General features: G+C 69.7%; 27 protein-coding genes. 9 read left to right on the top strand and 18 right to left on the bottom strand.

What is annotated here, in order from left to right; all coding sequences use genetic code 11:
* Window position 1: 1 nt before the first annotated feature.
* Window positions 2-625 carry a thymidine kinase gene (locus tag WCE37_RS07400; RefSeq protein ID WP_343278784.1) on the bottom strand — a complete coding sequence of 208 codons (624 nt, stop codon included), beginning with the start codon at window positions 623-625 and terminating at the stop codon, window positions 2-4.
* A 110-nt stretch (window positions 626-735) separates the two neighbouring features.
* Between WCE37_RS07400 and WCE37_RS07395 the strand changes: the two genes are divergently transcribed.
* The 4 genes from WCE37_RS07395 (at window position 736) to WCE37_RS07380 (ending at window position 6,667) form a co-directional block, all read left to right on the top strand.
* Window positions 736-2,715 carry a UvrD-helicase domain-containing protein gene (locus WCE37_RS07395; protein WP_343278783.1) on the top strand — a complete coding sequence of 660 codons (1,980 nt, stop codon included), beginning with the start codon at window positions 736-738 and terminating at the stop codon, window positions 2,713-2,715.
* A gap of 634 nt (window positions 2,716-3,349) precedes the next feature.
* On the top strand, window positions 3,350-4,294 hold the full coding sequence (locus WCE37_RS07390; RefSeq protein ID WP_343278782.1) for an HAD family acid phosphatase: 945 nt from the start codon (window positions 3,350-3,352) through the stop codon (window positions 4,292-4,294).
* A 275-nt stretch (window positions 4,295-4,569) separates the two neighbouring features.
* A complete protein-coding gene (locus WCE37_RS07385; protein WP_343278781.1) occupies window positions 4,570-5,958 on the top strand; it encodes a hypothetical protein in 1,389 nt (462 codons plus the stop codon).
* 61 nt (window positions 5,959-6,019) lie between these two features.
* A complete protein-coding gene (locus WCE37_RS07380; protein ID WP_343278780.1) occupies window positions 6,020-6,667 on the top strand; it encodes a hypothetical protein in 648 nt (215 codons plus the stop codon).
* A 670-nt stretch (window positions 6,668-7,337) separates the two neighbouring features.
* Here WCE37_RS07380 and WCE37_RS07375 read toward each other — a convergent pair.
* The 4 genes from WCE37_RS07375 to WCE37_RS07360 are packed head-to-tail and all read right to left on the bottom strand — an operon-like array spanning window position 7,338 to window position 8,986.
* Window positions 7,338-7,658: a hypothetical protein gene (locus WCE37_RS07375; RefSeq protein WP_343276383.1), complete on the bottom strand. Its 321-nt coding sequence runs from the start codon at window positions 7,656-7,658 to the stop codon at window positions 7,338-7,340.
* A gap of 49 nt (window positions 7,659-7,707) precedes the next feature.
* Window positions 7,708-8,424 (bottom strand): hypothetical protein, encoded by a 717-nt coding sequence (locus WCE37_RS07370; protein WP_343278779.1) that lies wholly within the window; start codon window positions 8,422-8,424, stop codon window positions 7,708-7,710.
* A gap of 49 nt (window positions 8,425-8,473) precedes the next feature.
* On the bottom strand, window positions 8,474-8,776 hold the full coding sequence (locus WCE37_RS07365) for a hypothetical protein (RefSeq protein ID WP_343278778.1): 303 nt from the start codon (window positions 8,774-8,776) through the stop codon (window positions 8,474-8,476).
* Between the two features lie 3 nt (window positions 8,777-8,779).
* The gene (locus tag WCE37_RS07360) at window positions 8,780-8,986 is read right to left on the bottom strand and encodes a glycine zipper domain-containing protein (RefSeq protein ID WP_343278776.1); all 207 of its coding nucleotides are present in this window, start codon (window positions 8,984-8,986) and stop codon (window positions 8,780-8,782) included.
* Between the two features lie 153 nt (window positions 8,987-9,139).
* Here WCE37_RS07360 and WCE37_RS07355 point away from each other — a divergent pair, with 153 nt between their 5' ends.
* Entirely contained in the window at window positions 9,140-9,721 is a 582-nt protein-coding gene (locus WCE37_RS07355) for a GNAT family N-acetyltransferase (protein WP_343278774.1), read from the top strand.
* Here WCE37_RS07355 and WCE37_RS07350 read toward each other — a convergent pair.
* The 13 genes from WCE37_RS07350 to WCE37_RS07290 all read right to left on the bottom strand — a co-directional run bounded on the left by WCE37_RS07350 (window position 9,685) and on the right by WCE37_RS07290 (window position 21,455).
* Entirely contained in the window at window positions 9,685-10,191 is a 507-nt protein-coding gene (locus WCE37_RS07350; protein ID WP_343278773.1) for a hypothetical protein, read from the bottom strand. The two genes, WCE37_RS07355 and WCE37_RS07350, sit on opposite strands and share 37 nt — an antisense overlap.
* A gap of 17 nt (window positions 10,192-10,208) precedes the next feature.
* Complete coding sequence (locus WCE37_RS07345) at window positions 10,209-11,858, bottom strand: LysM peptidoglycan-binding domain-containing protein (protein WP_343278772.1); 1,650 nt, start codon at window positions 11,856-11,858, stop codon at window positions 10,209-10,211.
* Window positions 11,859-11,990: 132 nt separating this feature from the next.
* A complete protein-coding gene (locus tag WCE37_RS07340; protein ID WP_343278771.1) occupies window positions 11,991-12,680 on the bottom strand; it encodes a hypothetical protein in 690 nt (229 codons plus the stop codon).
* 17 nt (window positions 12,681-12,697) lie between these two features.
* A complete protein-coding gene (locus tag WCE37_RS07335; RefSeq protein ID WP_343278770.1) occupies window positions 12,698-13,180 on the bottom strand; it encodes a hypothetical protein in 483 nt (160 codons plus the stop codon).
* Window positions 13,177-14,532 carry a FliI/YscN family ATPase gene (locus WCE37_RS07330; RefSeq protein ID WP_343278769.1) on the bottom strand — a complete coding sequence of 452 codons (1,356 nt, stop codon included), beginning with the start codon at window positions 14,530-14,532 and terminating at the stop codon, window positions 13,177-13,179. Before WCE37_RS07330 ends, WCE37_RS07335 begins: the two co-directional genes overlap by 4 nt.
* Window positions 14,529-15,227 (bottom strand): FliH/SctL family protein, encoded by a 699-nt coding sequence (locus WCE37_RS07325; protein ID WP_343278768.1) that lies wholly within the window; start codon window positions 15,225-15,227, stop codon window positions 14,529-14,531. The genes WCE37_RS07330 and WCE37_RS07325 overlap by 4 nt, the downstream gene beginning before the upstream one ends.
* Before the next feature lie 18 nt (window positions 15,228-15,245).
* Window positions 15,246-15,872, bottom strand: coding sequence for a hypothetical protein (locus WCE37_RS07320; RefSeq protein WP_343278767.1), 627 nt, complete (start codon window positions 15,870-15,872; stop codon window positions 15,246-15,248).
* A 3-nt stretch (window positions 15,873-15,875) separates the two neighbouring features.
* Entirely contained in the window at window positions 15,876-16,646 is a 771-nt protein-coding gene (locus WCE37_RS07315) for a hypothetical protein (protein ID WP_343254464.1), read from the bottom strand.
* A gap of 16 nt (window positions 16,647-16,662) precedes the next feature.
* Window positions 16,663-17,088: a hypothetical protein gene (locus WCE37_RS07310; protein ID WP_343254465.1), complete on the bottom strand. Its 426-nt coding sequence runs from the start codon at window positions 17,086-17,088 to the stop codon at window positions 16,663-16,665.
* A gap of 23 nt (window positions 17,089-17,111) precedes the next feature.
* Entirely contained in the window at window positions 17,112-17,441 is a 330-nt protein-coding gene (locus tag WCE37_RS07305) for a hypothetical protein (protein ID WP_343254466.1), read from the bottom strand.
* A gap of 66 nt (window positions 17,442-17,507) precedes the next feature.
* A complete protein-coding gene (locus WCE37_RS07300) occupies window positions 17,508-18,692 on the bottom strand; it encodes an FHA domain-containing protein (RefSeq protein WP_343278766.1) in 1,185 nt (394 codons plus the stop codon).
* Between the two features lie 64 nt (window positions 18,693-18,756).
* Window positions 18,757-20,796 carry a type III secretion system export apparatus subunit SctV gene (sctV, locus tag WCE37_RS07295; RefSeq protein ID WP_343278765.1) on the bottom strand — a complete coding sequence of 680 codons (2,040 nt, stop codon included), beginning with the start codon at window positions 20,794-20,796 and terminating at the stop codon, window positions 18,757-18,759.
* Between the two features lie 269 nt (window positions 20,797-21,065).
* Complete coding sequence (locus WCE37_RS07290) at window positions 21,066-21,455, bottom strand: flagellar biosynthetic protein FliO (RefSeq protein WP_343278764.1); 390 nt, start codon at window positions 21,453-21,455, stop codon at window positions 21,066-21,068.
* Window positions 21,456-21,545: 90 nt separating this feature from the next.
* Here WCE37_RS07290 and WCE37_RS07285 point away from each other — a divergent pair, with 90 nt between their 5' ends.
* Genes WCE37_RS07285 through WCE37_RS07270 form a run of 4 tightly spaced genes read left to right on the top strand, consistent with a single transcriptional unit; the run spans window position 21,546 to window position 25,497 of the window.
* Entirely contained in the window at window positions 21,546-22,649 is a 1,104-nt protein-coding gene (locus WCE37_RS07285; protein WP_343278763.1) for an ATP-binding protein, read from the top strand.
* 3 nt (window positions 22,650-22,652) lie between these two features.
* On the top strand, window positions 22,653-23,258 hold the full coding sequence (locus WCE37_RS07280; protein ID WP_343278762.1) for a response regulator: 606 nt from the start codon (window positions 22,653-22,655) through the stop codon (window positions 23,256-23,258).
* Complete coding sequence (gene sctQ / locus WCE37_RS07275) at window positions 23,245-24,447, top strand: type III secretion system cytoplasmic ring protein SctQ (protein WP_343278761.1); 1,203 nt, start codon at window positions 23,245-23,247, stop codon at window positions 24,445-24,447. The genes WCE37_RS07280 and sctQ overlap by 14 nt, the downstream gene beginning before the upstream one ends.
* Before the next feature lie 3 nt (window positions 24,448-24,450).
* Window positions 24,451-25,497, top strand: coding sequence for an EscR/YscR/HrcR family type III secretion system export apparatus protein (locus WCE37_RS07270; protein ID WP_343278760.1), 1,047 nt, complete (start codon window positions 24,451-24,453; stop codon window positions 25,495-25,497).
* Window position 25,498: the final 1 nt, after the last annotated feature.

Raw genomic sequence — 25,498 nt, 5'->3', positions numbered from 1 at the left:
ATCAGGCCAGGGGCAGCGACGGCTGCGAGGGTTCGATGCGCCCCTCGCCGCGCACGATGCGCTTGAATTCGGCGCGGCTGACCGAGACGTAGCGCTCGTTGCCGCCGATCTCGACCTGCGGTCCGTCCTGGACTGCGCGCCCCTGGCCGTCGACGCGCACGGTCATCGTCGCCTTGCTGCCGCTGTGGCAGATGGTCTTGATCTCCTGGATCTCGTCGGCCCAGGCCAGCAGGTGCTGGCTGCCTTCGAACAGCTCGCCGCGGAAGTCCGTGCGCAGGCCATAGCACAGCACCGGCACGCCCAGCGCATCGACCACCTCGGAGAGCTGCCAGGCCTGCGGACGGGTCAGGAACTGCGCCTCGTCCACCAGCACGCAGTGCAGCCGGCCGTGCGCGGTGATATCGGCCTGCACCAGCGCCTGGAGGTCGTCGCCGCGGCCGAAGGCCCGGGCCTCGGCCTGCAGCCCGATCCGCGAGGCCACCGTGCCGCTGCCGGCGCGATCGTCCAGCCCCGGGGCGAGGATCAGCACCCGCATCCCGCGCTCGCGGTAGTTGTGCGCGGACTGCAGCAGGGTGGTGGTCTTCCCGGCGTTCATCGCCGAATAGTAGAAATAGAGCTTGGCCATCGGGGAAGTCTAGCGGCAGCGCGAGGCGCAGCGCGACGGGGGCGCGCGGCCCGCGCGTTCGGCCCGGACCGCCGCCGTTGATACAATCCGCGGCCGTCCCCGGAGTCCCCATGCACGGCCTCAACCCCCAGCAATCCGCGGCCGTCGCACACGTCGAAGGCCCGCTGCTCGTGCTTGCCGGCGCCGGCAGCGGCAAGACCCGGGTGATCGTGGAGAAGATCGCGCACCTGATCGATTCCGGGCGCTATCCCGCCAAGCGCATCGCCGCGATCACCTTCACCAACAAGTCGGCGAAGGAGATGCGCGAGCGCGTGGCGCGGCGCATCCGCGGTGACGCCAGCGAAGGCCTGACCATCTGCACCTTCCATGCGCTCGGACTGCGCATGCTGCAGGTCGAGCACGAGCGCGCCGGCCTGCGCCGCGGCTTCTCGATCTTCGATTCCGACGACTCACTGGCCCAGTTCAAGGACCTGATGCCGGGGGCCAAGCCCGATGCCATCCAGGCGATGCAGGGCCTGGTGTCGCGTGCCAAGAACGGCGGCCACTCGCCCGAGCAGGCGCGTGCGCTTGCGCGCTCCACGCCCGAGCACGACGCGGCGATGATCTACGAGCTCTACCAGGCGCGCCTTGCGGCCTTCAACGCGGTCGATTTCGACGACCTCATCCGGCTGCCGGTGCAGCTGCTTGAAAACGACGCCGACTGCGCGCTGGGCTGGCGCGAGCGCATCGGCTACCTGCTGGTGGACGAATGCCAGGACACCAACGACGCCCAGTACCGGCTGCTCAAGGCGCTGGCGGGCGACAAGGGCAACTTCACCTGCGTGGGTGACGACGACCAGTCGATCTATGCATGGCGCGGGGCGAACCCGGAGAATCTTTCGCAGATGGCGCGCGACTATCCGGCGCTGAAGGTCATCAAGCTGGAGCAGAACTACCGCTGCTCCAACCGCGTGCTGCGCGCGGCCAACGCGCTGATCGCCAACAATCCGCACGAACACCTGAAGACGCTGTGGAGCGCGCAGGCCGACGGCGAACGCATCCGGATCCTGGAGTGCCGCGACGCCGCGCACGAAGCCGAGCGCGTGGCCGCGGAAATCCAGTTCATCCAGGCCGCGCGCCAGGTCGAGTGGAGCGAGTTCTGCATCCTGTTCCGCGGCAAATTCCAGTCGCGCGCGCTGGAAAAGGCGCTGCAGATGCTGCGCGTGCCCTACCACCTGACCGGCGGCACGGCGTTCCTGGACCGGGGCGAGGTCAAGGACGCGCTGGCCTGGCTGCGCATGCTGGCCAACCCGGACGACGATTCCGCCTTCCTGCGGTCGGTGCAGTCGCCCGGGCGCGGCGTTGGCGCGACCACGCTGGCGAAGCTTGCCGAGCTGTCGCGCAACGCCGGCATGCCGATGTCGCGCGCGATCGAATCGGTCGGCATGCTCAAGCAGCTGGCGCCGCGTGCGGCAAGCGCGCTGTCGGGCTTCGCCGACGTGGTCCGCGGCCTGCGTGCCGACGCCGCGCGGCTGACGCCGGCGGAGCTGGTGCGTGCGCTCAACGAACGCTCGGGCCTGCTGGCCGCCCTGCGCGCGCAGTGCAAGACCGAGGAGATGTTCCGTATCCGCCGGGGCAACCTCGATGAACTTGCCGATTGGTTCGACGGCGCCCGCGGCGGCGCCGGGCCGGGCGAGCTGGCGGCGTCGCTGGCGCTGCTCAGCCATGCCGACAAGGGCGACGCCGGCAACCAGGTGCGGCTGATGAGCCTGCACGCGGCCAAGGGCCTCGAGTTCCGCTATGTCTTCATCGTCGGTGTCGACGACGACACCCTGCCGCACGAAGCCAGCGTCGACGAGGGCCGTATCGACGAAGAGCGCCGGCTGCTGTACGTGGGCATCACGCGTGCCAAGGAACAGCTGTGGCTGTCGTATGCGCGCGAGGCGCAGCGCTGGGGCGAGCGCCTGCGCCTGGTGCCCAGCCGCTTCCTCGACGAACTGCCGGCCGCCGAGCTGCAGCGCGACGGCGCCGACCCGGTGGTCGACGCGGCAAGGAAGAAGGAGCGCGCCGACGTCGGCTTCGCTGCGATCAAGGCGCTGCTGGAAGGCTGAGCCTCCCCTCTACCCCCCTTTTATCTGGTTCTTCTGCCGATTGAGGCAGAGACGTACGGCCGGCCCGGCGGAGTGGCTGGTTCTTGTCGAGGCTCTGCGGTGATGACGTGCAAGTTGGAGCGTTGTTGCGTCGGGAGCTGCTCCGTCCTGGTCCGCGCTGCCCGTCCCGCACACAGGGGGTGTGCTCCCCCGGCCTGTCCGCGTCCTGCTCCCAAGGCCGGCCGCCGGCCATCCATGGCCGGCTGTACGCACACCCCCTGTGCACGGGACGGGCCGTGGCGTTTTTCTGCTTCGGGACGAAGATCAAGAGCGTCGCGCTCGCGCTCCTGGACGTGGTGTGGCGTGGCTGTGCCGCTTGATCCGGCGACGATCCGCCCGGTTGCGACATCTGCGTCGACGTTGCCTGCGTCCACCACCGCGCAAAAGGTCCGGGCCCGCCGTGGAGGCAGGGGGGGCAGCGCGCACCCCTCCCGGAGCATCACCCGCCCCCCCTCAATCGGGAGATGAACCTTTTATCTGCGACCCGCTGTCCCGCTTCCTGTAGAAGCAGCTATAGCTGCTCCTGCAGGTGGGCGGGCGTCGAGGGTGGGGGGCTCGGATAAACTCCGGGGCTGTCCCGCATCCGGAGTCATCCATGCGTCTCCAGCCGCGCTTGAACGTCTCACGCACCGTCGTCGTGCTTGCCATCGCCCTGGCGCTGGGCGCATGCCGGCACGTCCCGCTGCCCGAGGACGCCGGCGTGCCACCCGCGGCATCCGGCCCCTCTGCTGCCTCGGCCATGCCTGCGCCCGACGCGGCGCCGGCCGATGACAACCTCAACGCGGTGCTGTGGCTGCAGCGCTCGATGGAGTACCGCGCGATCTCGGAAACCATGTTCCGAATCGCCACCGAACGCCTGGACGCCGCACTCGCGGATCCATCCTGGGACGCGCTGGTCCCCGCCGAACGCGCCGCGGCCGGGAATGCCGCTGCGCTGGCGCCCGCGGTGATCCTCGACATCGACGAGACCGTGCTCGACAACTCCGCCTACCAGGCGCGCCTGGTGGTCGACGGCACCGAGTTCGCCGATCCCGCCTGGGACGCATGGGTGGAGGAACGCCGGGCGATCGCAGTGCCCGGCGCGGTCGCATTCACCCGCGCTGCGGCAGCGAAGGGCATCACCGTGTTCTACATCTCCAACCGCAGCGCCACGCTCACGGAAGCCACCTTGGCCAATCTGCGCAGCGAAGGCCTGCCGGTACAGCGCGAAGACGTATTCCTCGGCCTTGGCATGCAGGTCCCGGGCTGCGAGCAGGCCGGCTCCGGCAAGACCTGCCGCCGCCAGGCGGTGGGGCGCAACCATCGGGTCCTGATGCAGTTCGGCGACCAGATCGGTGACTTCGTGCAGCCGGCCGCCAACACGCCGCAGCAGCACGCCGCGCTGCACGACGAACATAGCGACTGGTTCGGCGACCGCTGGTGGGTGCTGCCCAATCCGACCTACGGTGCTTGGGAGCCGGCCTCGTTCGGCAACGACTGGACGCAGTCGCGGACCGAACGGCGCGCCCGTAAGCGCGAAGCACTCCGGATCGACCGGTAACAGTTTCAATGACTTAGAAGCTTATACCTCAGGCATTGCATCAGGAAGTTGCTGGGAGTAGGCTGTCCTCGCCACAACATAGTCCTCCGGCCCAGGCCGGCTTCACGGGAGACCCCTCGGGTCTCCCGTTTTTTTGCCTGCGATGCGGCCAATCCCGACATGGACACCCTCGGGTCCACCCGAGGGTGTCGGCACGCGCGCACGGGACTAAGGTGACCTGGGGCGGATCCATCCGCGGCACCTGATGCCGTCTTCTGCCCAGTATGAGGCGCGCGATGCCCATCTTTCCCGTCAACCCGCTCCACAACGCGCTGGCCAAGGGTCCCGGACTCCTCCCCGGCGCCCACAACCTGAGCTGGTTGACCAGCCATACCGGACTCCACGGCGGCAATGGCGGCGGCGGCTTCCCGCTGGGACTCGGCGGCGGTCCAGGAGGCGGTGCTGGCCGGGCCCTTCCCGGCTGGAATGGAGGCGGCCACCCCGGACAGGGCATTCCCGGTCATGTAAGCCATGGCCACCCCGGACAGGGCATTCCCGGCTTTGGCCACCAGGGCAATCCCGGCCAAGGCATCCCCGGCCAGGGCCTGATCAGGGAAGTCCTTGGACTTCCGCGCCCGATGCCGGGCCAGGCCCCCCTTCAAGCCGGTCATCCACCTGGCCACGTGCCGGGCCAGGCCAGTTCCCAGGCAGCACAGCTGGCGGTGCCCACCCTCCCCCTCGGACAATCCATGAGCGCCGCGCACCCGGAGCACGCGGGACGCACCCAGATGGCATCCGGAGCGACGCACATCGCGCCCCTGGTCGCATTGATGCAAGCCCCTGCCTCGACCCATACCGGCCCCGGCCTGATGCAGGCTGCGCAGACCCAGCTACCGGCGCCGCAGCACGCACAGGTCCCCATGGGGCCAGTACGCGCGGAGCTTGCGCACCAGGCCGTGCCGCTGGCGGCTGCAGGTGCGGCAGCCACGCGCGCGGAGCCGGCAGCGCCGGCACCGCCCCGCGCCGATGTCGCGCCACCGCGTGCCGACGCGGCCATGGGTGAGCGGGCAGCAATGCTGCCGCGCGCTGCCGCCGCACCAGTGACGCTCGCCGCCAGCACCCTGACCGCGGCGGCATCCGCCAGCACCGCGACGACCGCAGCACCTGCCAGCACGGCCGCGCTGGCGGCCGGCAGCACCGTGGCCACCGTGCCCGCGGCACCGGCTGCCACCCAGGTGCTGGCTGCCGAAGCGCGAAGCGGGAACCCGCTGGTAGTGGCCGATCGCGGGCAGGTCATCGCCCGCCCCGACATTGCGGGGACCTATACCGGTGAAGGCCCCCATCGCCGGGCCCTGCGCCGCGCGGTGAACGCGCTGCCCGGGGGGCTGTCCACGCTGCTCATGGCCTTCAGCGCACAGGGCAATACAGCTGCTGCCAACCGTGATCCGGCTGCCGTGGAGCGCGAGCTGCGTGACGCGATGATGCAGTGGCTGTTCTGGCTGCTGGCGATCATCGCCTATGGCTGCGTCGCGTTCGCGATCATCGCGTTGCTGCCAGTGGGCACAGGAGCGGTGGGCGATACTACGGCGCGGGCATCCACAGGCGGATTCGCGCTGTTCGGCCTGTTGATCGCCGCGGCGGCGTGGCTGATCGCGAGAAGGCTGGGTTCGCGTCGCCAGGATTGACCCGGGGCCGCTGCCGACACGGCGGCCGCACCCCTTGGCCCGCATCTTCCGACGAGACGCAATGCGCCCTGTGACCAACTGCCTGCCGTTCGCCTTCGCTCTCGCCGCTGGCGCGTGCCACGGTGGTGGCGATCCCGGGTTGCCGTTTCCGGCGACGCCGTACGAAGGCCGGGTCGAAGTCCTGGTGTCGCCGCCCGGCGGCACCGCCTACGACGAACACGGCAAGGGCACCGCTCGGTTCACTCCGGACGGCAGCGGAGGCACGCAGCTCAGCGTCATCGGCGCGATCGTGGATCCACGCGGCGACGCCGGACTTGAAGTCGACGGCAAGGCGACCGGGAACGGCGGCTGGAGCGGTGGCATGGGTGACCTCCGTGTCGACATCGATCCACACGGGCGCATCACCGGCGGCGGCGTTGCGCCTCCGCAGGCATTCACGATCACCGGCGACGTGTCGCCCTCGTCGTTCGACCTGGTCGTCGTCATCGAACTGCTGGAAGCGAATGCGGGAGGCTTGCCGCGCGGAACGCAGATGCGTTTCACCTACGATCTCGCGCAGCCCGGCGCGGCACCGGCACTCGCGTCACCCACCCGCGGGCGCCGCGCCGACATGAAGGACTGCAGGAAGGTGGAGTACGAGGTGCGGCCGGTTCCCGATCCTGGCGGCGGCACCCTCGTGATGCGCAGGATGCCTGTCTGCAGGGACTGAAGCGGGCGCGTGCCTGGGCACCACCTGCTCCTGCAACGGATCGCCGGTACAAAAAGGTTCTTCTCCCGACTGAGGGGGCGGGTGATTGCTTCGGGAGGGTGCGCGCTGCCCGCCGTGGACGCAGGGGGGATGCCCAGCCGGATTATTCGCGTCCTGCTCCCAGATCCGGCCGCCGGCCATCCATGGCCGGCTCTGGGCATCCCCCCTGCATCCACGGCGGGCCCGGACCTTTGTCGCGGTCGGGTGAGGAAGGCGGCGACGCCGACGTTGAAACCCGGCGGATCGTCCCGGATCAAGCGGCACAGCACGCCACGGCTACGCCATGAGCGCGAGCGCGCCCGCTCCTGATCTTCGTCCCGAAGCAGAAAAGCTCCACGGCCCGTCCCGTGCACAGGGGGTGTGCGTACAGCCGGCCTTGGATGGCCGGCGGCCGGCCTTGGGAGCAGGACGCGGACAGGACGGGGGAGCACACCCCCTGTGTGCGGGACGGGCAGCGCGCATCCCAACGGAGCTGCTCCCGGCCCCAACTGTCACGTCATCACCCGGAGCCTCGAGAAGAACCAGCCAGCCATTCTGCCGGGGCCGGCCGTACGCCTCTCCCTCAATCGGGAGAAGAACAAAAAAAAACGCCCTGCCGAAGCAGGGCGTCCTTTTTGCCGATGGCTTCCGCTTACTGCTTGCGGGCCAGCGAGGCGTTGCCTTCACCGATGGTCTTGATCACGGTGCTCACGGCTTCCATGAACATCTTGAAGACCTGGCTCATGGCCGTCAGCTCGGCGTTGAGCTCGTTGATGTTGTCGGCGTCGGGGCCGGCGGTATCGATTTCCTTGGCCTTGGCGACGATCGCCTCGCCCATGTTGTCGGCGATTTTGCCCAGCACCTGGGCGAGGGCGATGAGCCAGCCGCCACCGCGGGCGGAAGCGAGCTTGGCCTCGGCCTCGCGCATGGTGGTGGCATTGGCAACAAAGGAATTGAGGTCGACTGCGGTCATGGTTGTTCTCCGTTGGAATTTTGTTTGGTTGGGCTAATGCAGGGGTGGATCAGGTCCAGCCCTGCTTCGGCGGTCCACGGAGACGCCTCGACCTTGAATTCACGGTGTCGCCACGAAGTGGCGACGCTATCGTCCGATCCGGCGCGGCAGCGCCGGGGCTTTGGCCCACGGCGGGTTCCTGGTCGGCCGTGCTGGCTTCACGAAACCACTCGAGCGCCTTTTCCTGGCCCTCGGCCTCGACGCGCCGGCTGAACTCCATCGCCAGCCGGGATTCCCGCCGCTGCAGTGGTGCCAGCGCATCGTTGAGCGAGCGGACCAGATGGTCGGCTTCATCCTGTTCGACAAGTCCGCCCTGCAGGAGCATATCGACGGTGTCGCGCCAGGTCGCCGAGTCGAACGCATCCAGAGTCGACGCGGACGACGAGGCGGAATCCTGCAGCGCCTGCTCGAAGACGCGGGCCAGCTCATCCCGATCGTCGTAACCCAGGCTGCCTTCCTGCTGCAGCATGTCCTTGAACTGGTCCAGCAGCCCCTGCTGGCCTGCCATGGACCCGGCGTCCGCACCTTCTGCATCGACAACCGCGGTCCGCTCGCTGCCCGCCTGGCCTTCGTTCCGGGCCAACAGCTCAGCCGGCGTCAACGCTCGGCGGGACAGCTTTCTCGGGGGCGGTTGGCCATGCATGGTCGTGGTCGGATCCTGCGTTGGTTCGAAGAGTCGGTTGAAGCGTGATGACTGCAGCTTCGCGCGGACCGGCGGCGTGGACAACTGGGGGCGACCCTAGGAATCGCCATCCCCGGTCGTTCCTGCGCAACGCTCAGCCGGTCACTACCCGAAGCTGGTCGGTGATGGCACGGGTGGCTTCGCCGTGACGACGCCCGAGCTCCGTGGCCACTTCGCGCAGCCACTCGTTCGCGGAGTCGAGTCCGTCGGCATCAACCCGGCGCTGGTACTCCGGCTTGAGCTGCGCCTTCTCCTCGTTCACATCGCGCAGCATTTCGTCGAACTGCTGGAGCAGGCGTGACTCCTCGCTGGTGTCGAGCATGCCCTGCCCGCGCAGGTCGGCGAGGCGTTCGACCAGCTCCTCGCGGGTCTTCGGGGGTGCGCTGTCCATGGACATGCGTCAACTGTTCCCGAGGCCGAGGTCGAAGCCGTTCGAGTAGGCCGCGTTGAACACGGTATCCAGGTTGAAGCCCACCGCGTCGCTCATCTCGCTGCCGAGCACGCCGCCGAGCCACGACCCGAGCTGCTGGCCGATGGCCGCACCGAGCGGACCGCCGAAGTACGTACCGACCAGGCTGCCGACGACTGATCCAATTTGACTGCCCATATCCATGTCCTCGTTATCAGGGAGTGTTGGCGGCCCGGGTGACCGGGCACGGCCTACAGTTTCCGCGCCCCCGCCGCCACGCCTAGCTGGTGCGTACCCCACCTAGGGCTGGCCCCGGTCCGGCATCGATGGTGCCTGTCACATACTCCAGCCATGGCAGACGCACCAGACGATGAATTCCTGCGTACCCGGCGCATGGTGCTGCGCGGCCTGCGCCACGGCGACGTCTTCGACCTGCAGCGCCTGGGGCGCGATCCCCGCGTATCGCGCGCGCTGCTCGACGCACCGGTGGACGACATCGCCTCGGCCTGCGCGCTGGTCGAGACCGCACACCAGGTGTACCGGGAGAAGCCCGGACTCGGCCTGTGGCGCGCGGATGACGCCGCGGGTTTCGTCGGCTTTTTCTCGCTGATGGCCCGGTTCTCCGACTATGAGGTCGAGCTCGGTGCCCGGCTGCTGCCGCGCACCTGGGGGCGCGGGCACGTGCTGGAAGGCACCGCTTCGCTGTGCCAACACGCCTTTGCGACGCTCGGGCTGCCGGCGCTGCTCGGGCTGTACGACCCCGCCAACCGGTCGGTTCCGCCGGTGCTGTCACGCCTGGGATTCGAGCCCGACGGCAGCACCGTGCAGTTCGGCAGGACGGCGCTGCGAATGCGGCTGCGGCGGGAGGAGTGGCAGGGCGTACGACCCCGCCGGGCTCAGGGCAAGGGGGCGGACGGCGCGGCGGGCGCGTAGGCCTCGCCGTCGTAACGCATGCTGGTGGCACGGCCGCCCGCATCCAGCAGTCGCAGATCCCTGAAGCCGTGGCTGCGCGATGGCAGCACCTCCAGCGCGTGTTCGCTTCCGGCCGCGAGCAGCAGGCGGCGGCCGGCGTCGCCTTCGGCATACAGCCACCAGTCCGCGCCATCGGGGCCGGCCAGGCAGCGGTGGCGGCCCTCGACCACCCAGTCTTCGCGGCCGTCGTCGTCGAGATCCAGACGGTGCGCTCGCACCCAGTCCGGAGTGAACGCCGAGCGGCCGTTGACCAGGCCCTGTTCGCAGTCGAGCACGCGGGCATCGGTCGACAGGCCGCGTGCGATGTCGTCGGCCAGCGCCGCATCGGCCGGCCGCTCGCCGGCGGTGAAGCGGATGGCATCCGCCCCGGGCTGGTCACGGTCACAGCCCGCCAGCGCGAGGCCAGCGACAAGCAGCGCCGCCGCCAGCACGGCCCGCAGCCGCAGCGCTACTGGCGGCGACCGTCGAATTGGCCGTCGAGGAGGTCGTGGACCCATCGGTCGATGGTCGCGGTCGAAGCTTCGATGTGGATGTGCGGGCCGGTGGAGTTGCCGGTGGATCCCTGGTTGCCCAGGTCCTGGCCGTAGTCCACGCGCTGCCCCGCGCTCACGTCGATGCTCGACATGTGGAAGATGTAGACCAGCTGTCCCTGGTCGCCGCGCAGCACCACGGCATTGCCGGCGTTGCCCATCGGACCTGCGGACACGACGGTGCCCTCGATCGGCGCCGGGATCGCCTGGCTGGTCTGCGACTGGCCGTTCCGGTGCAGGACGATGTCGCGCACTTCCAGCGTCTGCCCGTCGCGCACCTGGGTCTGGTAATCGTGGTGTGGCTGCATCTGGTCGGGATGGTTCACCGCGATCGCCGGGGAATGACCGGTGCTGTAGACGGTGTACGGCGCATAGGTATGCGCGTCGCCACCGGGTGCAGGTGCCGGCACGGGACCTGGCCCCGGCGACGGAGCGGGAGTGCTGCCGCCACCGCCGCCCGGCACATGCACGGTCTGCCCCGGATGGATCAGGTTGGGGTTTCCGATCTGTGGATTGGCCGAGATCAGCGCACCCAGCGACACGCCGTTGCGGGACGCAATGCCCGACAGGGTGTCGCCACTGCGCACGGTGACGTCATGGGTCGCCGCGGTGCCGCCTGGCAGGCGCACGGTCTGGCCGGGGTGGATGAGATCGGGGTTGTCGATCTGCGGGTTGGCCGAAAGCAGTGCGCCCAGCGTCACGCTGTTGCGGGACGCGATGCCCGACAGGGTGTCGCCACTGCGCACCGTGACTTCTCCGCCGCCGCCGCCCCCACCCGGAAGGTGCACCGTCTGCCCCGGATAGATCAGATCCGGGTTGCGGATCTGCGGATTGGCGGAGAGCAGCGCAGCGAACCCGACGCCATTGCGTTGGGCGATACCGGAAAGCGTGTCGCCGCTTTGCACGGTGACGGTGACGGTGCCGGACGGCGAGGGCGAAGGCGACGGGGAGGGCGAGGGCGAGGGAGCCGGCGAGGGCGAGGTCGAAGGGGGCGGCACATCGCCGTCGATGCGCGCGCGTACGAACGATGTTGCTTCGCCTGCGGTGATGCGGCCATCGCCATTGGTGTCCAGCGGGGCATTCATGCGGTAGGCGGCCGTGCCCTGGCTGAACAGCGTCGAGTCCGGATCCGGACGCGGGCTGCCGTACAGCACCGTGGTGTAAACGCCTTCAAGCGTATTGAGATCGCCGGGATCGGAGCGGTTGTTGAAGTAGCGCTCGACGAACTGCAGCTGGTCGACCGAGCTCATCCTGGCCAGCGCATCGGTGGAGGTGCCGAGTTCGCTCGCCGTGTTCGGCATGAACTGGATCAGACCGGTGGCACCGCTGCCCGCGCCATTGCGCACATCGGGGCGGAAGCTGCCCCCGGTCTCGAAGCTCATCACCGCCATCAGGTATTCGGGCTGCGTGCCCAGGCGCTGTGCCATGGCTTCGACTTCGGCGATGAAGGCAGGGGTGACGTGGGCATTGCCCTGGACGCCCTGGATCCGGCTGTAGTCGAAGCCCGAAGGGCTGGTGTGGTCGCCAACGGTGTTGCCACCGCCGCCATTGCTGACCGGACCGACCATGGAGAACTCCTGCTGTCATGCGGCACGCACCGCGTTGGAGCCATTACGCGATCGGCAGGATGGCGTTACCAGCTAGGTTCGACCCTAAGGGGCGCAGCCAGGCATAGGCGAATTACGCGCCCTCCATCGCATTCAGCCGTGGAAATGGGAGTCCACGCGCAGCGTGCCGAGGTTGCGCTCGGCAAAGCGTCTCGTCAGCTCCGCCGCCGCGTCCTGGATCGCGTCGTAGCTGCCGCGCGAATGCACGTCGGCGCGAAGGACCCAGCCGTCGCCCTCGCGGCTCAGCAGCAGGTCGGTGCCGGGAAGCGTGGCGTCCGACATGCGCAGCAGCACCTGGCCCTCGCCGCGGGCGTCGTTGGCACCGCCGCCCACGGCAAGCTGGCGGACGTGGCGTTCGATCAGTTCGAGCACGGCATTGCTTGCGCCCACCGGTGCCGGCATGGCTGCCGGCGCATCGCCGCGAAGCGCGTGCTGCGCCTGCCACAGCATCGCCGGATCGAGTTGCTTCATCTCGGCCTCGGCGCCGCCTCCGTCGTGTCCTCCACCCTCGCCGCCCCGTCCGCGCTCGCCGGCGCGATGCACGGCGTCTTGGGTGGCCGACCGGTGCAGCTCCGCTCCTTCCGCGTCACCTGCTCCGTCCATCTGTGCTTCGCCCATGCGCTGCGACTGCTGCTGCACGCCTTGGCGGGCCTGGTCCAAGGCATCGCGGAAGCGGTCGCTCTGCTCGCGATTGGCCGGCGGCCGCTCGCGGGCCTCGGACGTGCCCTCGCGGGCACGCGCGGCGTCGGCGGCGGAACTCTGGCTGCTGCGTTCGATCGACATCATGGTTCTCCTTTCACTCAGGCGCCGGCCAGGTGGCGCGCCTGCAGCAGGTCTTCCGCTGCGTTTTCTTCCTCGCGCACTTCCAGCACCGATTGTTCGCCGCGCCAGACATCGCGGCGCTTCTGGAGCGCGTCCAGCCGCGCCTGGGCGCGAAAGAACGCAGTGCGCGCTTCCGCGACCGCGGCTTCGGCCGCGCGCAGGGTTTCCTGTGCCTTGAACAGGCGCTGGCGCGCGGCCTCGGCCTGTTCGCCCAGCAGGTCGATGTGCGCCTCGCGCTGGGCCAGGGCGCCCGGCCATGGCACGCCCGGAGGCGGCGGGTCGAGCATCCGCGCGCGATGCTGCTTCTGCTCGAAGTCCAGCGCGATGATCTCGCCCTCGACCTTCAGGCAGGCGTCGCGGCAGGCCTGTGCCTCGCGCTGGCGCTCGAGCACCTGCTGGCGCGCGGCCTCGGTGCGGTGTTCGCGCAGCCGGACCAGTGTCTGCAGCGGATAGCGCTTCACGGGAACATCGTCCGGATCGCCGCGGCCGACTGTTCGAACGGCACCAGCTCCTGCGACGCCTGCTGCAGCAGCTTGCGGATCGGCCCGATCTTCTCGATCGCAGCGTCCGCGTCGGGATCGGTGCCGCGCTTGTATTCGCCGAGCTGGATCAGCAGCTCGATGTCCTGGTACTTGGCCAGCAGCTTGCGCAGCTGGCCGGCGGCGCGCAGGTGGGGCTGGTCGACCACCCGCGGCATGGTACGGCTGAGGCTGACCAGCACGTCGATGGCGGGGTAGTGGTAGGCCGCGGCGAGCTTGCGCGACAGCACGATGTGGCCGTCGAGGATCGAGCGCACTTCTTCGACGATCGGATCGCCGCCGTCCTCGTCTTCGGCCAGCACGGTGTAGAACGCGGTGATCGAACCCTTGTCGTTGTTGCCGGCGCGCTCGAAAAGGCGCGGCAGGGCGCTGAACACCGATGGCGGGAAGCCGCGCCGCGCCGGCGGCTCGCCGACTGCGAGGCCAACGTCGCGCAGCGCGCGCGCGAAGCGGGTGACCGAATCGACCAGCAGCAGCACGCGCTTGCCCTGGTCGCGGAAGTGCTCGGCGATGGCGGTACCGACCCAGGCCGCGCGGCTGCGCTCGAGCGCCGGCCGGTCGGAGGTCGCGACCACGACCACCGACTTCGCCAGGCCCTCCGGGCCGAGGTTGTCGTGGATGAATTCGTTGACCTCGCGCCCGCGCTCGCCGACCAGGACGATGACGTTGACGTCGGCGTCGCCGCCGCGCGCGAGCATGCCCAGCAACGTGCTCTTGCCGCCGCCGGCCACGGCGAAGATGCCGATGCGCTGGCCTTCGCCCGCGGTCATGGTGGCGTCGATGGCGCGCACCCCGGTGGAGAAGGGGCGCTCGATCAGCTTGCGTGCCAACGGGTTCGGCGACGCGGCATAGATCGGCGCATCGACCGTGGGCCCAACCGGCCCGAGGTCGTCGATGGGCTCGCCGTGGGCATCGAGGACGCGACCGAGCAGCCCCGGGCCGACGCGAACCGCCGCCTGGCGACCGCTGGCGTAGACCTCGGTGGTGGCCGAAATGCCGTCGAGCGCACCCAGCGGCGTCAGCAGCGTGAGCTGCTTCGACACGCCCACCACCTCGGCAGCCAGGCGGAACGACGCGTCGCCCTCGCCACGCGGGTTGCGCAGTTCGCAGAGCTCGCCGATCGACGCCTTGAGTCCGGTGGCCCGGATCAGGGTGCCATAGGCCTCGGCAACGCGGCCCACGCGCTCGATCGACTGTACCCGCGCCAGCGCATGCAGCAGCGGATCCGGTTCCCCGGCAATGCCGGTGAACGGCGCAGGCGCGGTGGCGCTCATGCCGACCGACCCGGCTGCGCCGCGCTGCCGGCCAGCGCGGTGCGGATGGCTTCGATCTGCTGGGCGACGCCGGCGCGGACTTCGCCGGCCTCCGACACCACCACGCAGCTTGTCGGTTCCAGGCTGGGGTCGTCGACCAGCTCGATCACCCCGACCGCGGGGTGCGCCTGGCGCACCGCGCCCAGGCCCGCGGTCACTTCCTGCCGCACGCTTGGATGCACGCGGATGAGCAGGAACTGTTCGGCCTGCGCGGCTTCAACCGCCTGCATGACCAGCGGCGGCACCACCGTGCGCGCGTCGAAGCCGGGTGCGATCCGGTCGACGATTGCACAGGCCAGCTCGGTGATGCGCCCGCCCGCATCGCCGAGCACGCGCGCCCGGCGTTCGTTGAGCGATGCAAGCTGCTCGGTCATCTGCAGCTTGGCCTCGGCCAGGCCCTCGGCAAAGCCTTCGGCGTGGCCCTGCTCGCGGGCCCGCACGATGTCGTCGACACCCTCCTCGTACAGGCGATTGACGCGCTCAAGCAGCGCATCCAGCTCGGCCAGCGTGGACCAGGCGGTGGCCGGAACCACGCTGGCTCCGAGCGAACGCGTGAACGCGCGCTGCTCGAACACCGCCACGCCGCCGCTTGCGGACGCAGGCCCGGCGGGTCGCGTGCGTGGCGGGATGGCGTTGGAACTGGCTTCGGCGTTCATGGGACTCCGGCGCGCCCGTCAGGCAGCGCGTGATTCATGGTGGGTATAGACCCGCAGCACCGGCTTCTCGGGCAGGTGCGCGGGCAGGTCGTCATCGGGCGGATGCAGCAGGCGGCACCAGTCGGCCAGCGGCGGGTCGCGGCGGCGTGCCCAGGCGCGCAGTTCGGATCGACCCTGGCGGTCGAATATCGCGAACAGCGGCGCGGCGTCATCGCTGGCCATGGCAGCAGCCAGGGCCTGGTCAAAGTCGGCAATCAGCGCCCGCTGCCGGTCAGGCGGCAGCGCGCCGTCCCACACACTGCGGTCCAGCGCCAGCATGTAGCTGTTGCCCAGCGCCGCCCTCAGCCGTCGCACCGGCTCCCGACGGACCTCGGCGCGGATCGGGGGCGCATGGGCCAGGATGCCGATGTCGCGACACAGCGCGTCCAGTCGAGGACGCGCCCAGCGGCGGCGGATGGCGCCGGGATCGCGCACCGGATCGGGCGCCAGCAGCGAGGACGCCGGCCCTTCGGCCAGCCATGCGCCGATCAGGCGCCGGCCCAGCGCCGAGTTGCCTGCCCGCGCCGCCAACGCCGGGTCCAGCGGAGTGCCGGCATGCTCAAGCCACCCGGGATCGACCTCCGACAGCAGCGCGCGGAGCGACATGCCTCAGCCGTTCCAGACCTGGTCCGACGTCTTTTTCGGCTGTGCCACGGCACGCATCCGGCCCCGGAACGCAACCAGCAGGCCCAGCAGGAGCACCACGCCGGCGGCGATTGCCAGCGTAAGCGGGCTGATCGAGGACAGCGCCGGACCCTGCGGCCTGCTCGGCGGCAGCGGCGGTGCTTCGGCGAATTTCACCGTCACCTTGTTGATGTCGATCAGTCCGGGCACCGCATCCTTGATCAGCAGCTTGATGTCGGCTTCGCGGTCGCGGGCGCTGGTGCCGGCCTGTTCGAAGATCGCGACCGAGGCCGACGAATCCTGGCTGGACCCGCCCAGCGGATCACGCTCGGCCAGGGTCACGTGCACGCGCGCGTCGACCACGCCCGGGAAGCGGCTGAGGGTATCGGCCAGCTCCTGCTGCAGGCTGCACTGTTCGCGCCCACGCTCCTCCGTGGACGAAGACGCGAAGCCCTCCTTCTTGAACACGTCGCAGGTGTTGGCGAACTGCGCGCGCGGCAGGCCGTGCGCGCCAAGCAGCTGCATCGCGTACGGGAAGTCGGATGGCGCCACGCGCACTTCCCAGCCCACCTTCGATGGTGACGGGTTCTTGTCGGCATCGATGCCCGCCGCGATCAGCACGCCCATGATCTGGTTGGCCTGGCCCTCGTCGAGCTGGCTGTAAAGCGGCTTGCCGCCGCAGGCGGCGAGCAGTGCCGCCGCCGCCAGTGCGAACAGGAGCGCACGCAGCGGCCGCAGCCGTGGATGGAACCTCATGGACTGCTCCCCCCGGTCAGGACTGCTGCCGGAACAGCTGCGAGATGCCGTCCGAAGTGCGGTTCGCGACGTTCGAGGTCAGCTCGGCCTGGAACAGGAACTGGTGGCACTTCATGGTCATTTCCATCATTTGCCCCGGCGTGAGTTCGGCGATGTTGCCGCTCATGCTCTGCGACAGCGCATTGATGTTCTCGGCCCCTGCGTTGAGGTTGTTGATGGCCCCGATCAGCGCCCGCGTGCCCTCGGAAGGCGCCGCCGGCGTGAGATCCACCGGTGCCGCCTGCTGCTGCGGCGAAACGCCGCCGCTGCGTTCGAGCGATGCCGCGAAGTCGCGGATGTCGTATGGCGTGGCCTGCTGGCCGCCGGCCCCGCCGGCGCCCTGCATGCCGGCCTGGCCGGCCATGGCCGGGTCCATGGCCGCCACCTGGATGGCTTCGATCATGTCGTCCTCCCGCGCTTTCGCGCTTAGTTGCGCTTGCCGAGCGTCTCGAGCGCCTGGCCTACGCTGTTCTGCGAGGTCGCGGCGTTGTTCGACATGAACTGCATCTTCAGGCTCGCAGCCGTCAGCTGGACCATGTCCGACGGCTGGTCGCTGCCGCTGCTGATGTTGGCCGACATGTCGGTGATGACCGAGGCCTGCGAATCGAGCGTCTGTCCCCAGGCACGCGACATCGCCTCGTACCAGCTGCCGCGGTCACCGGCGGACGAACCGCCGCGGATGCCGGCACCGCCGTTCGCGGCTGCCCCGGCAATGAACTGGCCCAGACCGGGCGCACCTGCACTGATATTGGTCATGGTTCTCTCCTTTCCCTTTCGGTTGTATGACTGGTGACGCAGCGGGCTTCCGGCCCGCGACGGGCGTTACATCCGCAGTGGCGTGGCCTCGCTGCGGACATTTGAAAAATCCTCGGGCTCGCGCTCGTCCTCCTTTGGAGCCTCGACCTTGATCCGTTCGAGGTTGCCATCGGGGAGCAGCACATGCGCGCTGTTGTCGGTGATCGATACCAGGGTGCCGATGCCTGGCAGATCCGCGCCGACCAGATAGCGGTCGCCCTTGCCCGACACCACGTGCGGCTCGTCGCCGCGCACGATCGCCGCGACCCGGATCCGCGCCGGCTTGGCCGGCACCACCGGCTGGCGGCTGGCCGTGGCGCGCTCGGACACGTTGACCGGGATGACCCGGACCACGCCGCTTACCTCGCGCATCGCGCGCGAGAAGGACGCGGCCTGCAGGGCTGCTTCGTCTTCGAACGCGCCCCTGACTTCGACATCACCGTTGCCCAGGTAGCGGGTGTGCGCCGTGATGCCCTGGCCGCGCAGGATCTCGGCGACGTCGCCGGCGATGTCGTCGCCGGTGCGCAGCTCGAGCCTGGCCTCGATGCCGTCGTCGGCGATACGCCGGGCGATGCGCTCGCGGGTGGCGGTATCGGGAACCGTGCCGGTCAGCACCATCCGGCCCTGCAGGTCGGTTCTGGCCTGCCCGCCATCGATGCCGTACTCGGGCACCAGGCGCTGGAGCTGTTCGCGCGGGTCGGGCGCTTCCTGGCGCTGCGGCATCACCGTGGCGAAGATCGCCAGGGACGCCAGCGACAGCACCGCGACCGCCGCGACCGCCGGAAGCCGGCGCAGCCAGGGACGATCCGCGGGCTCCGGCGCCGCGCGCGGGCCCAGTCCACCGGGCACCAGCCGCTCCCAGCCACCATCGTCGGCTGCACCGAAGGCGATCGCGGCTTCACCGATGCCCACGCGCTGCACGCGGTCGAGTTCGACCGGATCACCGGGATGGACCATCGCCGCACCCACGTGCAGCGGCGCGTCCAGCGCGCGCAGCGAGAAGCGACCGTCGACGAAACTCAACAGCGCGTGGTGCGCGGCAACGCCGGCGTCGGCCAGGATCATGTCGCAGTCGTCGCCGCTGCCGATGAGGATCATCTCGCCGCCGGCAAGGTCGCGCTCGGCGCCGGCATGCAGGCCCGAGACGACGCGCAGCACGATGCCGCTGTCTTCCCGTGCCTCCACATCGATGTCCTTGCCAGTACCGCCCATGCCGTCCTCCGGATGTATTGAATCCTGCAGCAGCCTCGTTACCTTCGGGTGAAACCTTCGCGACTCATGCGTTGACCTGTCCCGCCTGCACGATGCGCAGGTCCGGCGCGAGCTCCTGGTACGACAGCACCGGGACCTCGAAGAAATCGACTTCCATCAGCTTGCGCAGGTGCCTGCGCACGTCCAGCGAACACAGCAGCGCCGGGCGCACGCCGGGCGCCTGCCGCGCCAGGTGCGCGCGCACCTCGCTGCCCAGCCGCGCGGCCAGCTCCGGCGAGATCGCAAGCTGGCTGGCACCGCCGGCCACGCGCACCGACTGGCGCAGCTTGTCCTCGAGCTCGGGATGGATCAGCAGCACGTGCAACGTGCGCTCGGCGTCGGCGTGGCGTTCGGCGATCTCGCGCTTGAGCGCGACCCGCACGTATTCGGTCAGCAGCACCACGTCCTTCTCGCGGCCACCGACGTCGGTGATCGCCTCGAAGACGTCGCGCAGGTTGCGGATCGGCACGCCTTCTTCGGCAAGCCGCCGCAATACGTCCGCCACCCGCTGCGGCGCGACCACGCGCAGCATTTCCTTCACCAGGTCCGGATAGTCGCGCTGCATGCGCGCGAACAGGTTGGCGGTTTCCTGGATGCCGATGAAGCCACCCAGCCTGCGCTGCAGCGCGCTGCGCGCATGCGCCGCCAGCAGGTCCTCCGCCCCGAGCGCATCTTCGGTGCCGGGCGCGACCCACTCGCCGGCCATCGCCGGGAAGAATCCCGCCCGGCGGCCGCCATCGCCGATGACGTCCGCGCGCCGGTATGCCGCGTCAGTCCGCAGCTGCCCGGACGCCAGTCGCGCGCCGAATGCGCTCAGCCTGTAGCCACCTTCGCCCAGGCCACCGACCAGGCGCAGCTTCGGCGCCGGCACGGGCACGCCGAACTCGTCGCGCATGCCCTGCGCCATCGCCGAGACCCGCGACAGCAGCGCGTCCTGCATCGGCGCCAGGTCCGGGGACAGTTCGAGCTGCAAGGGCGCGGGTGGGGCGAGGTCATCGACCTGGGTCGGCAGATCGGCCTCGGCGACTTCACCCTCGGGCACGCGGAACGCGCGACGAAGCAGCTGGAAGCCGTGGCGATAGCGCCACGCGCTCATTCCTATCAGGGTCAGGCCCAGTGCGAGGAACACCAGCTTCGGGAAGCCGGGCACGAGCATCATCAGCAGCGCCAGGATGCCGGTGATCAGCATGACCCGCGGCTGGCCGCTGACCTGGCGGCCAATGGCGGCGCCGAGGTGCTTGTCGTCGACCTCGCCGGTGGTGCGCGTGACCACCAGGCCCGCCGCGATGGTGGCGAGGATGGCCGGGATCTGCGAGACCAGGCCGTCGCCGATGGTCAGGATGCTGTAGGTGCGGGTGGCGTCGGCCAGCGCCATGTCGCGCTGCATGACGCCGATCGCCAGGCCGCCCAGCAGGTTGATGATGATGATGACGATGCCGGCGATGGCATCGCCCTTGACGAATTTCATCGCGCCGTCGAGCGCGCCGTGCAGCTGGCTTTCGCTCTCCAGCAGGCGCCGCTTGCTGCGGGCCTCGTCCTTGTCGATCAGACCCGAGCGCAGGTCGGAATCGATCGACAGCTGCTTGCCGGGCATGGCGTCGAGTGTGAAGCGCGCCGAGACCTCGGCCACGCGCTCGGCGCCCTTGGCGATGACGATGAACTGGACCACGGTGATGATCAGGAACACGACCAGGCCGACCACCAGGTTGCCGCCGGCGACCAGGGCGCCGAAGGTCTCCACGATGTGGCCGCCTTCGGCATCGAGCAGGATCGAGCGGGTGATCGCGATCGACAGCGCCAGCCGGAACAGCGTGGTCAGCAGCAGCACGCTGGGAAAGCTGGAGAACGCCACCGGCGTGGGAATGTAGATCGCCAGCAGCAGCAGGCCGAAGCCGATCGAGATGTTGACCGCCACCAGGGCATCGATCACCACCAGCGGCAGCGGCAGGATCATCACGCTGATGATCAGCACCGCTGCGACGGCAAGGACGATGTCGCTGTACCCCAGCCGCGCGCGCTTGGTATTGGCAGGCGCCGCGAAGAGGTTCTGGATCAGCGCGCGCATGCCGTCCCGAGCCTCACGCCGTGCGCAGGAATGGTGGTGGTGCCACCTTCCTGCGACTTGCCTGCCACGTGATTTGCCTTGCGCATCAAGCACTGACCCCATGCGTCACTTTGTGGCAAATTACGATAGTCTCGGTGCAAGCGCAATCAAGGAAATTTTTGGTCCGCTCGCGCACGTCGCTCGTCGGCAAAGTTCACGGAGGTCGTTGCAGGCGCCTGTAATCAAACGGAAATTTTGCGGTAACGGTCATTGCGTGACCGTCGTCGCATTCATCGGGGACCGGTTCCGCTCTTTCCGGGAACAAGGACATCATCGGCCGTGAGTTCAGTGACAAAGTTCACGCTTTGCGCGCTGACGCCCACGGTAAACACTCGACCGGAGCGCGCCTTGACCAGCACCAGGCGTTCACGCGGTCCCAGCGGAACAATCTGCAGGATCGACAGCGGCGCATCGGGACCGGTCACGCCGTGGCGCCGCCGCACCAGGCGCAGCACCAGCAGCAGGCCGATGATGATGAAGGCCAGGGGCAACAGGATGGCGAGCAGCTCCGCGGCAAACGATGTCGGGGCCGGCGCTTCGGAGACGGCCTCGGCCGACATCACGGTGCCACTTGCGAGGGACAGGATGGTGGTAATGGCAATCAGGGATCGCTTGGACATGGGGAAACGCACTCGCCTTCGGGGTCGCGCGGACAGCGCGCCGGCAGCCTACCGCAGCGGGACTGCGGCGCGCACCGCGCAGGTTGCTGCGTGACGCCTGCGAAGGGGACCGCCAGCGGCGGTCGCGCGCGGACCCAAGCCGGGGACGAGGCCGCAGTGGCGGCGACGCTCGAGGCCATCCCTTTCCCCTGCGCCGCGTTCGCACGAGGCAGCGGCACGCTGGTGGCCGCGAACGCCGGCTATCGCCAGGCGTTCTCAGGCCTGGCCGGCCACGATGACCGCGCGCGCCTGCTGGCAGTGCTGGCGGATGGCGGCGACGACGATGCGGCAGGCTCTCCGCACGAGGTCAACGCGCCCCACAGCAACCGCTGGTACGCGCTGCACTGGGGCGCGGCCAGCATCGGCGGCACGGCAATCGACCTGCTCACCGCGGTCGACATCAGCGCACGCATCGAAGCGCTTGATTCGCACAAGAGCCAGCAGGAAAAGCTGCTGTTCACCTCGCGGCTGATGTCGGTCGGCGAGATGGCCGCCACCCTGGCGCACGAGCTCAACCAGCCGCTGGCGGCAATCGTGAACTACTTGAACGGCAGCCTGCGCCTGGTGGCCCAGGCCGGCGGCCCGGTGCAGGTCGAGCGCGCCCTGGTCGCGGCGCGCACCCAGGCCGAGCATGCCGCGGCGGTGATCTCCCGGGTCCGCGAATTCGTGCGCGCGCGTGAGCCGCGCCGCGACGCACACGACGTGGTCGAGATCACCCACACCGTGGTCGAGCTGCTGCGACTGGAGGCCGAACGCCTGCAGCTGCGCATCGAACTGGCGCTCGCGCCCGGCCTGCCCGCGGTCTACGCCGACCGGGTGATGGTGGAGCAGGTGCTGTTGAACCTGGTCAAGAACGCGATCGAAGCCATGCGCGAGGTGCCGGCGCAGAGCCGCGGCCTGCGCATCGAGGGCCGCGTGAACCTCGACGGCGAGGTCGAAGTCCGGGTCTGTGACCGCGGCGAAGGCCTGAGCGAAGAACAGGGCGCGCAGCTGTTCTCGCCCTTCTTCACCACCAAGAGCGACGGCCTCGGCATCGGCCTGGCGATCTGCCGCTCGATCATCGAATACCACGAAGGGCGGCTGTTCTTCGAGCCGCGCGAGGGCGGCGGCAGCATGTTCGGCTTCACCCTGCCGCCCGCGGAAGGAAGGGGATAGGCAATGACGGTGACACGGGTCTACCTGGTCGACGACAACGACGGCTTTCGCGATTCAACCGCCTGGCTGCTGGAAACCGCCGGCTTCGAGGTCGAGGCCTTCGCCTCCGGCCCGGCGTTCCTCGAAGCCTATGCCGGCGATCGCCATGGCGATGCCAGCGAATGCCTGGTATCGGACATGCGCATGCCGGAGATGAGCGGCCTGCAGCTGCAGGACGAACTGCTCCGCCGCGGCATCAAGCTGCCGCTGGTGTTCGTGACCGCGCACGGCGACGTGCCGCTCGCGGTCGAGGCGATGCGCAAGGGCGCGGCCAACTTCCTTGAAAAACCGTTCTCCGAGGAGGCCCTGGTCAACGCGCTGCGCACCGCCCTGGCCCACGCGCGCAATCGCGCGGCGGGCGGCGGCATGGCCAACGAACTGCTGGCCAGACTCAGCCCGCGCGAGCGCCAGGTGCTCGACCTGGTGGTGGCGAGCAAGCCGAACAAGATCATTGCCGACATCCTCGGCATCAGCATCAAGACCGTGGAACTGCACAGGGCCAACATGATGAGCAAATTGGGCGTCCGCTCCCTCCCGGAGCTGATGAAGGTGGCCCTTGGCCACGGCTGAGCGCGGCGCGCGCAAGGCGCGCAGCCGTCGCACCGCGCCCGCCGTGTCCGCCGCAGCCGTGGCCCGCCCGGTGCGCGGCGTGCTGCCGGCCGTGGACGCGGCGTCGTGCGAGGCCCTGCGTGGATTCTTCGCGGTGCCGCGCTGGTGGCTGCTGGGCGACGGCGCCGCGGTCCAGGCCGCGCCCGGGGCCGCGCCGCCGGCGAGCTTCCTCATCGATGCCGAAGGCACGCGCCTGGCGCTGCACGTGGATGGCCCGGCAAGCGCAGGCGATGACGACGCGCGGCTGCGCTGGAGCGACCACGCCGGGCGCGCGCGCATCCTCGCCTGGAGCCTGGCCCACGAAACCACGCTGCGCCGCCTGAGCGAATGGCTGGGCGTGTCCATGCTGCCTGCGCTCGACGGAAACGATGTCGGCCACCGCAGCGACAACGCGGGCGAAGGCGAAGGCGATGCCGGCGGCGCGCCCTCGCTGTGGTTGCGGGTGCATATCGACGACGAACCCGCCGATGGCGAGCACGGCAATGGCGAGCACGCCGGCGAAGACGACGACCAGGCGGCGGCGCCATCGCCGCCCGCGGCCGCCACCACCGCGTGGCTGCGCGTGCCGATCGTCTGGCTGCGGCCGCTTGCGGCCCGCGCCGAACCACCCTACGAGAACGACCCGCCGCCCGACGCCGGGCGCTGGCGCAGGCTGCCGGCACCGGTGTCCCTGCTGCTCCCGGTCACCATCCCGATGCGCGACTGGCGCGCGCTGCGTCCCGGCGACGTGCTCATCGCCGGCCATCGCGGCCGTCCTCCCGCCTGCGTCGCACGCGCCGCCGGCCGCGACTGGCCGCTGGCGCCCGCGCCCACCGGCTGGACCGTACACGGCCAGCCCGTCCCCACACCCACCTTCAGAGAGGACCGACCCATGGACGAGAACGAACAGGGCGCCGGCACGCCGCCCGGAACGCCCCCCCCCGCCGCAGACCCCGCGCGCAGCCTGCCGGTGCAGGTGGAATTCGAACTCGGACGCACCACGATGAGCGTGGGCGAGCTGGCCGACCTGCAGCCGGGCTACGTGTTCGCACTGGGCGCGGTGGTTGAAGGCAACAACGTCACCATCCGCGCCAACGGCCGCGAGGCCGGCCGCGGCGAACTGGTCGCCGTGGGCGACACCCTCGGCGTGCGCCTGCTGTCCTGGAGCTGAGGAATGGATTTCACCACCTTCTCGCCGGCGGTCGTCCTTGTCACCGTCGTCTTCATCGCGCTGGCGCCGTTCGTGGCGGTGATGGTGACCTCGTTCACCAAGATCGTGGTGGTCCTGAGCCTGCTGCGCAACGCGCTGGGCCTGCAGCAGGTGCCGCCCAACGTGGTGATCAACGGCCTGGCGATCGTGCTGTCAGCCTATGTGATGTCGCCGGTGATCTTCGATACCCAGGCCGCGGTCACCGCCTACCTGGCCGGCCAGCCGCCGCCGCCGCAGATCCAGGCCCGGATCGAGGAGCGCGCGGTCGCGCGCGCCGAGCGCATTGCCGCACGCCAGCCGAAGGCGCCGCTTGTCCCGGCCACGGCAGGCGGCGATGGCACCGCCAACCCGGCTGCCGATCCGCCGCCGGCAAGCCCTGCGGCGGCCGATGCCCTGCGCGCTGAAGCCGAGGCCAGGGCCGCGGGCGGCACCGCTGGGACGGACGCCGGCCAGGGTCCCGTGCGCGCCGCGCAGTTCGCGAACGTCGACAATGGCATCGATCCGCCACAGGAACCCGAAGGCGCGGGGCCAGCCGTCGACGACGAGGGCCCGGTGGTGATCACCGCCACCGGCGCACCGCGCCCGCCGTCGTCAGGCGGCGACGTCCCGATGGACGCCGCCCGCATGCTCGGCATCCTGGAGGCCGGCAAGGAGCCGCTGCGCAGCTTCCTGATCCACCACTCCAACGACGCCGAACGCGCCTTTTTCCTGCGCAGCGCGCAGCGCCTGCTGCCGGCCGACCGCCGCGACGACATCGACGTCGACGACTTCATGGTCGTGATCCCGGCGTTCACCGTGAGCGAGCTGACCACCGCCTTCCAGATCGGCTTCCTGATCTTCCTTCCGTTCCTGATCATCGACCTGGTGGTGGCCAACATCCTGCTGGCGCTGGGCATGATGATGCTGTCGCCGACCACCATCTCGCTGCCGTTCAAGCTGCTGCTGTTCGTGCTCGTGGACGGCTGGGCGAAGCTGGTCCACGGCCTGGTGCTGACCTACGGGGGCGGATGAC

The organism is Luteimonas sp. MJ250, from assembly GCF_039548455.1.
GTDB lineage: Bacteria > Pseudomonadota > Gammaproteobacteria > Xanthomonadales > Xanthomonadaceae > Luteimonas.
The sequence above is the reverse complement of the archived record's forward strand: the minus strand, read 5'-3'. Positions and strand labels throughout refer to the sequence as shown.

Coding starts and splice junctions, on each gene's coding strand:
- WCE37_RS07360 (WP_343278776.1), bottom strand. CDS start 8,986: ATGGGCAGTCAAATTGGATCAGTCGTCGGCAGCCTGGTCGGTACGTAC.
- WCE37_RS07380 (WP_343278780.1), top strand. CDS start 6,020: ATGCGCCCTGTGACCAACTGCCTGCCGTTCGCCTTCGCTCTCGCCGCT.
- WCE37_RS07400 (WP_343278784.1), bottom strand. CDS start 625: ATGGCCAAGCTCTATTTCTACTATTCGGCGATGAACGCCGGGAAGACC.
- WCE37_RS07300 (WP_343278766.1), bottom strand. CDS start 18,692: ATGGGCGGTACTGGCAAGGACATCGATGTGGAGGCACGGGAAGACAGC.
- WCE37_RS07290 (WP_343278764.1), bottom strand. CDS start 21,455: ATGTCCAAGCGATCCCTGATTGCCATTACCACCATCCTGTCCCTCGCA.
- sctV (WP_343278765.1), bottom strand. CDS start 20,796: ATGCGCGCGCTGATCCAGAACCTCTTCGCGGCGCCTGCCAATACCAAG.
- WCE37_RS07315 (WP_343254464.1), bottom strand. CDS start 16,646: ATGAGGTTCCATCCACGGCTGCGGCCGCTGCGTGCGCTCCTGTTCGCA.
- WCE37_RS07340 (WP_343278771.1), bottom strand. CDS start 12,680: ATGTCGATCGAACGCAGCAGCCAGAGTTCCGCCGCCGACGCCGCGCGT.
- WCE37_RS07345 (WP_343278772.1), bottom strand. CDS start 11,858: ATGGTCGGTCCGGTCAGCAATGGCGGCGGTGGCAACACCGTTGGCGAC.
- WCE37_RS07280 (WP_343278762.1), top strand. CDS start 22,653: ATGACGGTGACACGGGTCTACCTGGTCGACGACAACGACGGCTTTCGC.
- WCE37_RS07375 (WP_343276383.1), bottom strand. CDS start 7,658: ATGACCGCAGTCGACCTCAATTCCTTTGTTGCCAATGCCACCACCATG.
- WCE37_RS07320 (WP_343278767.1), bottom strand. CDS start 15,872: ATGTCGCTCCGCGCGCTGCTGTCGGAGGTCGATCCCGGGTGGCTTGAG.
- WCE37_RS07270 (WP_343278760.1), top strand. CDS start 24,451: ATGGATTTCACCACCTTCTCGCCGGCGGTCGTCCTTGTCACCGTCGTC.
- WCE37_RS07390 (WP_343278782.1), top strand. CDS start 3,350: ATGCGTCTCCAGCCGCGCTTGAACGTCTCACGCACCGTCGTCGTGCTT.
- WCE37_RS07325 (WP_343278768.1), bottom strand. CDS start 15,227: ATGAACGCCGAAGCCAGTTCCAACGCCATCCCGCCACGCACGCGACCC.
- WCE37_RS07355 (WP_343278774.1), top strand. CDS start 9,140: ATGGCAGACGCACCAGACGATGAATTCCTGCGTACCCGGCGCATGGTG.
- WCE37_RS07330 (WP_343278769.1), bottom strand. CDS start 14,532: ATGAGCGCCACCGCGCCTGCGCCGTTCACCGGCATTGCCGGGGAACCG.
- WCE37_RS07310 (WP_343254465.1), bottom strand. CDS start 17,088: ATGATCGAAGCCATCCAGGTGGCGGCCATGGACCCGGCCATGGCCGGC.
- WCE37_RS07395 (WP_343278783.1), top strand. CDS start 736: ATGCACGGCCTCAACCCCCAGCAATCCGCGGCCGTCGCACACGTCGAA.
- WCE37_RS07385 (WP_343278781.1), top strand. CDS start 4,570: ATGCCCATCTTTCCCGTCAACCCGCTCCACAACGCGCTGGCCAAGGGT.
- WCE37_RS07305 (WP_343254466.1), bottom strand. CDS start 17,441: ATGACCAATATCAGTGCAGGTGCGCCCGGTCTGGGCCAGTTCATTGCC.
- WCE37_RS07365 (WP_343278778.1), bottom strand. CDS start 8,776: ATGTCCATGGACAGCGCACCCCCGAAGACCCGCGAGGAGCTGGTCGAA.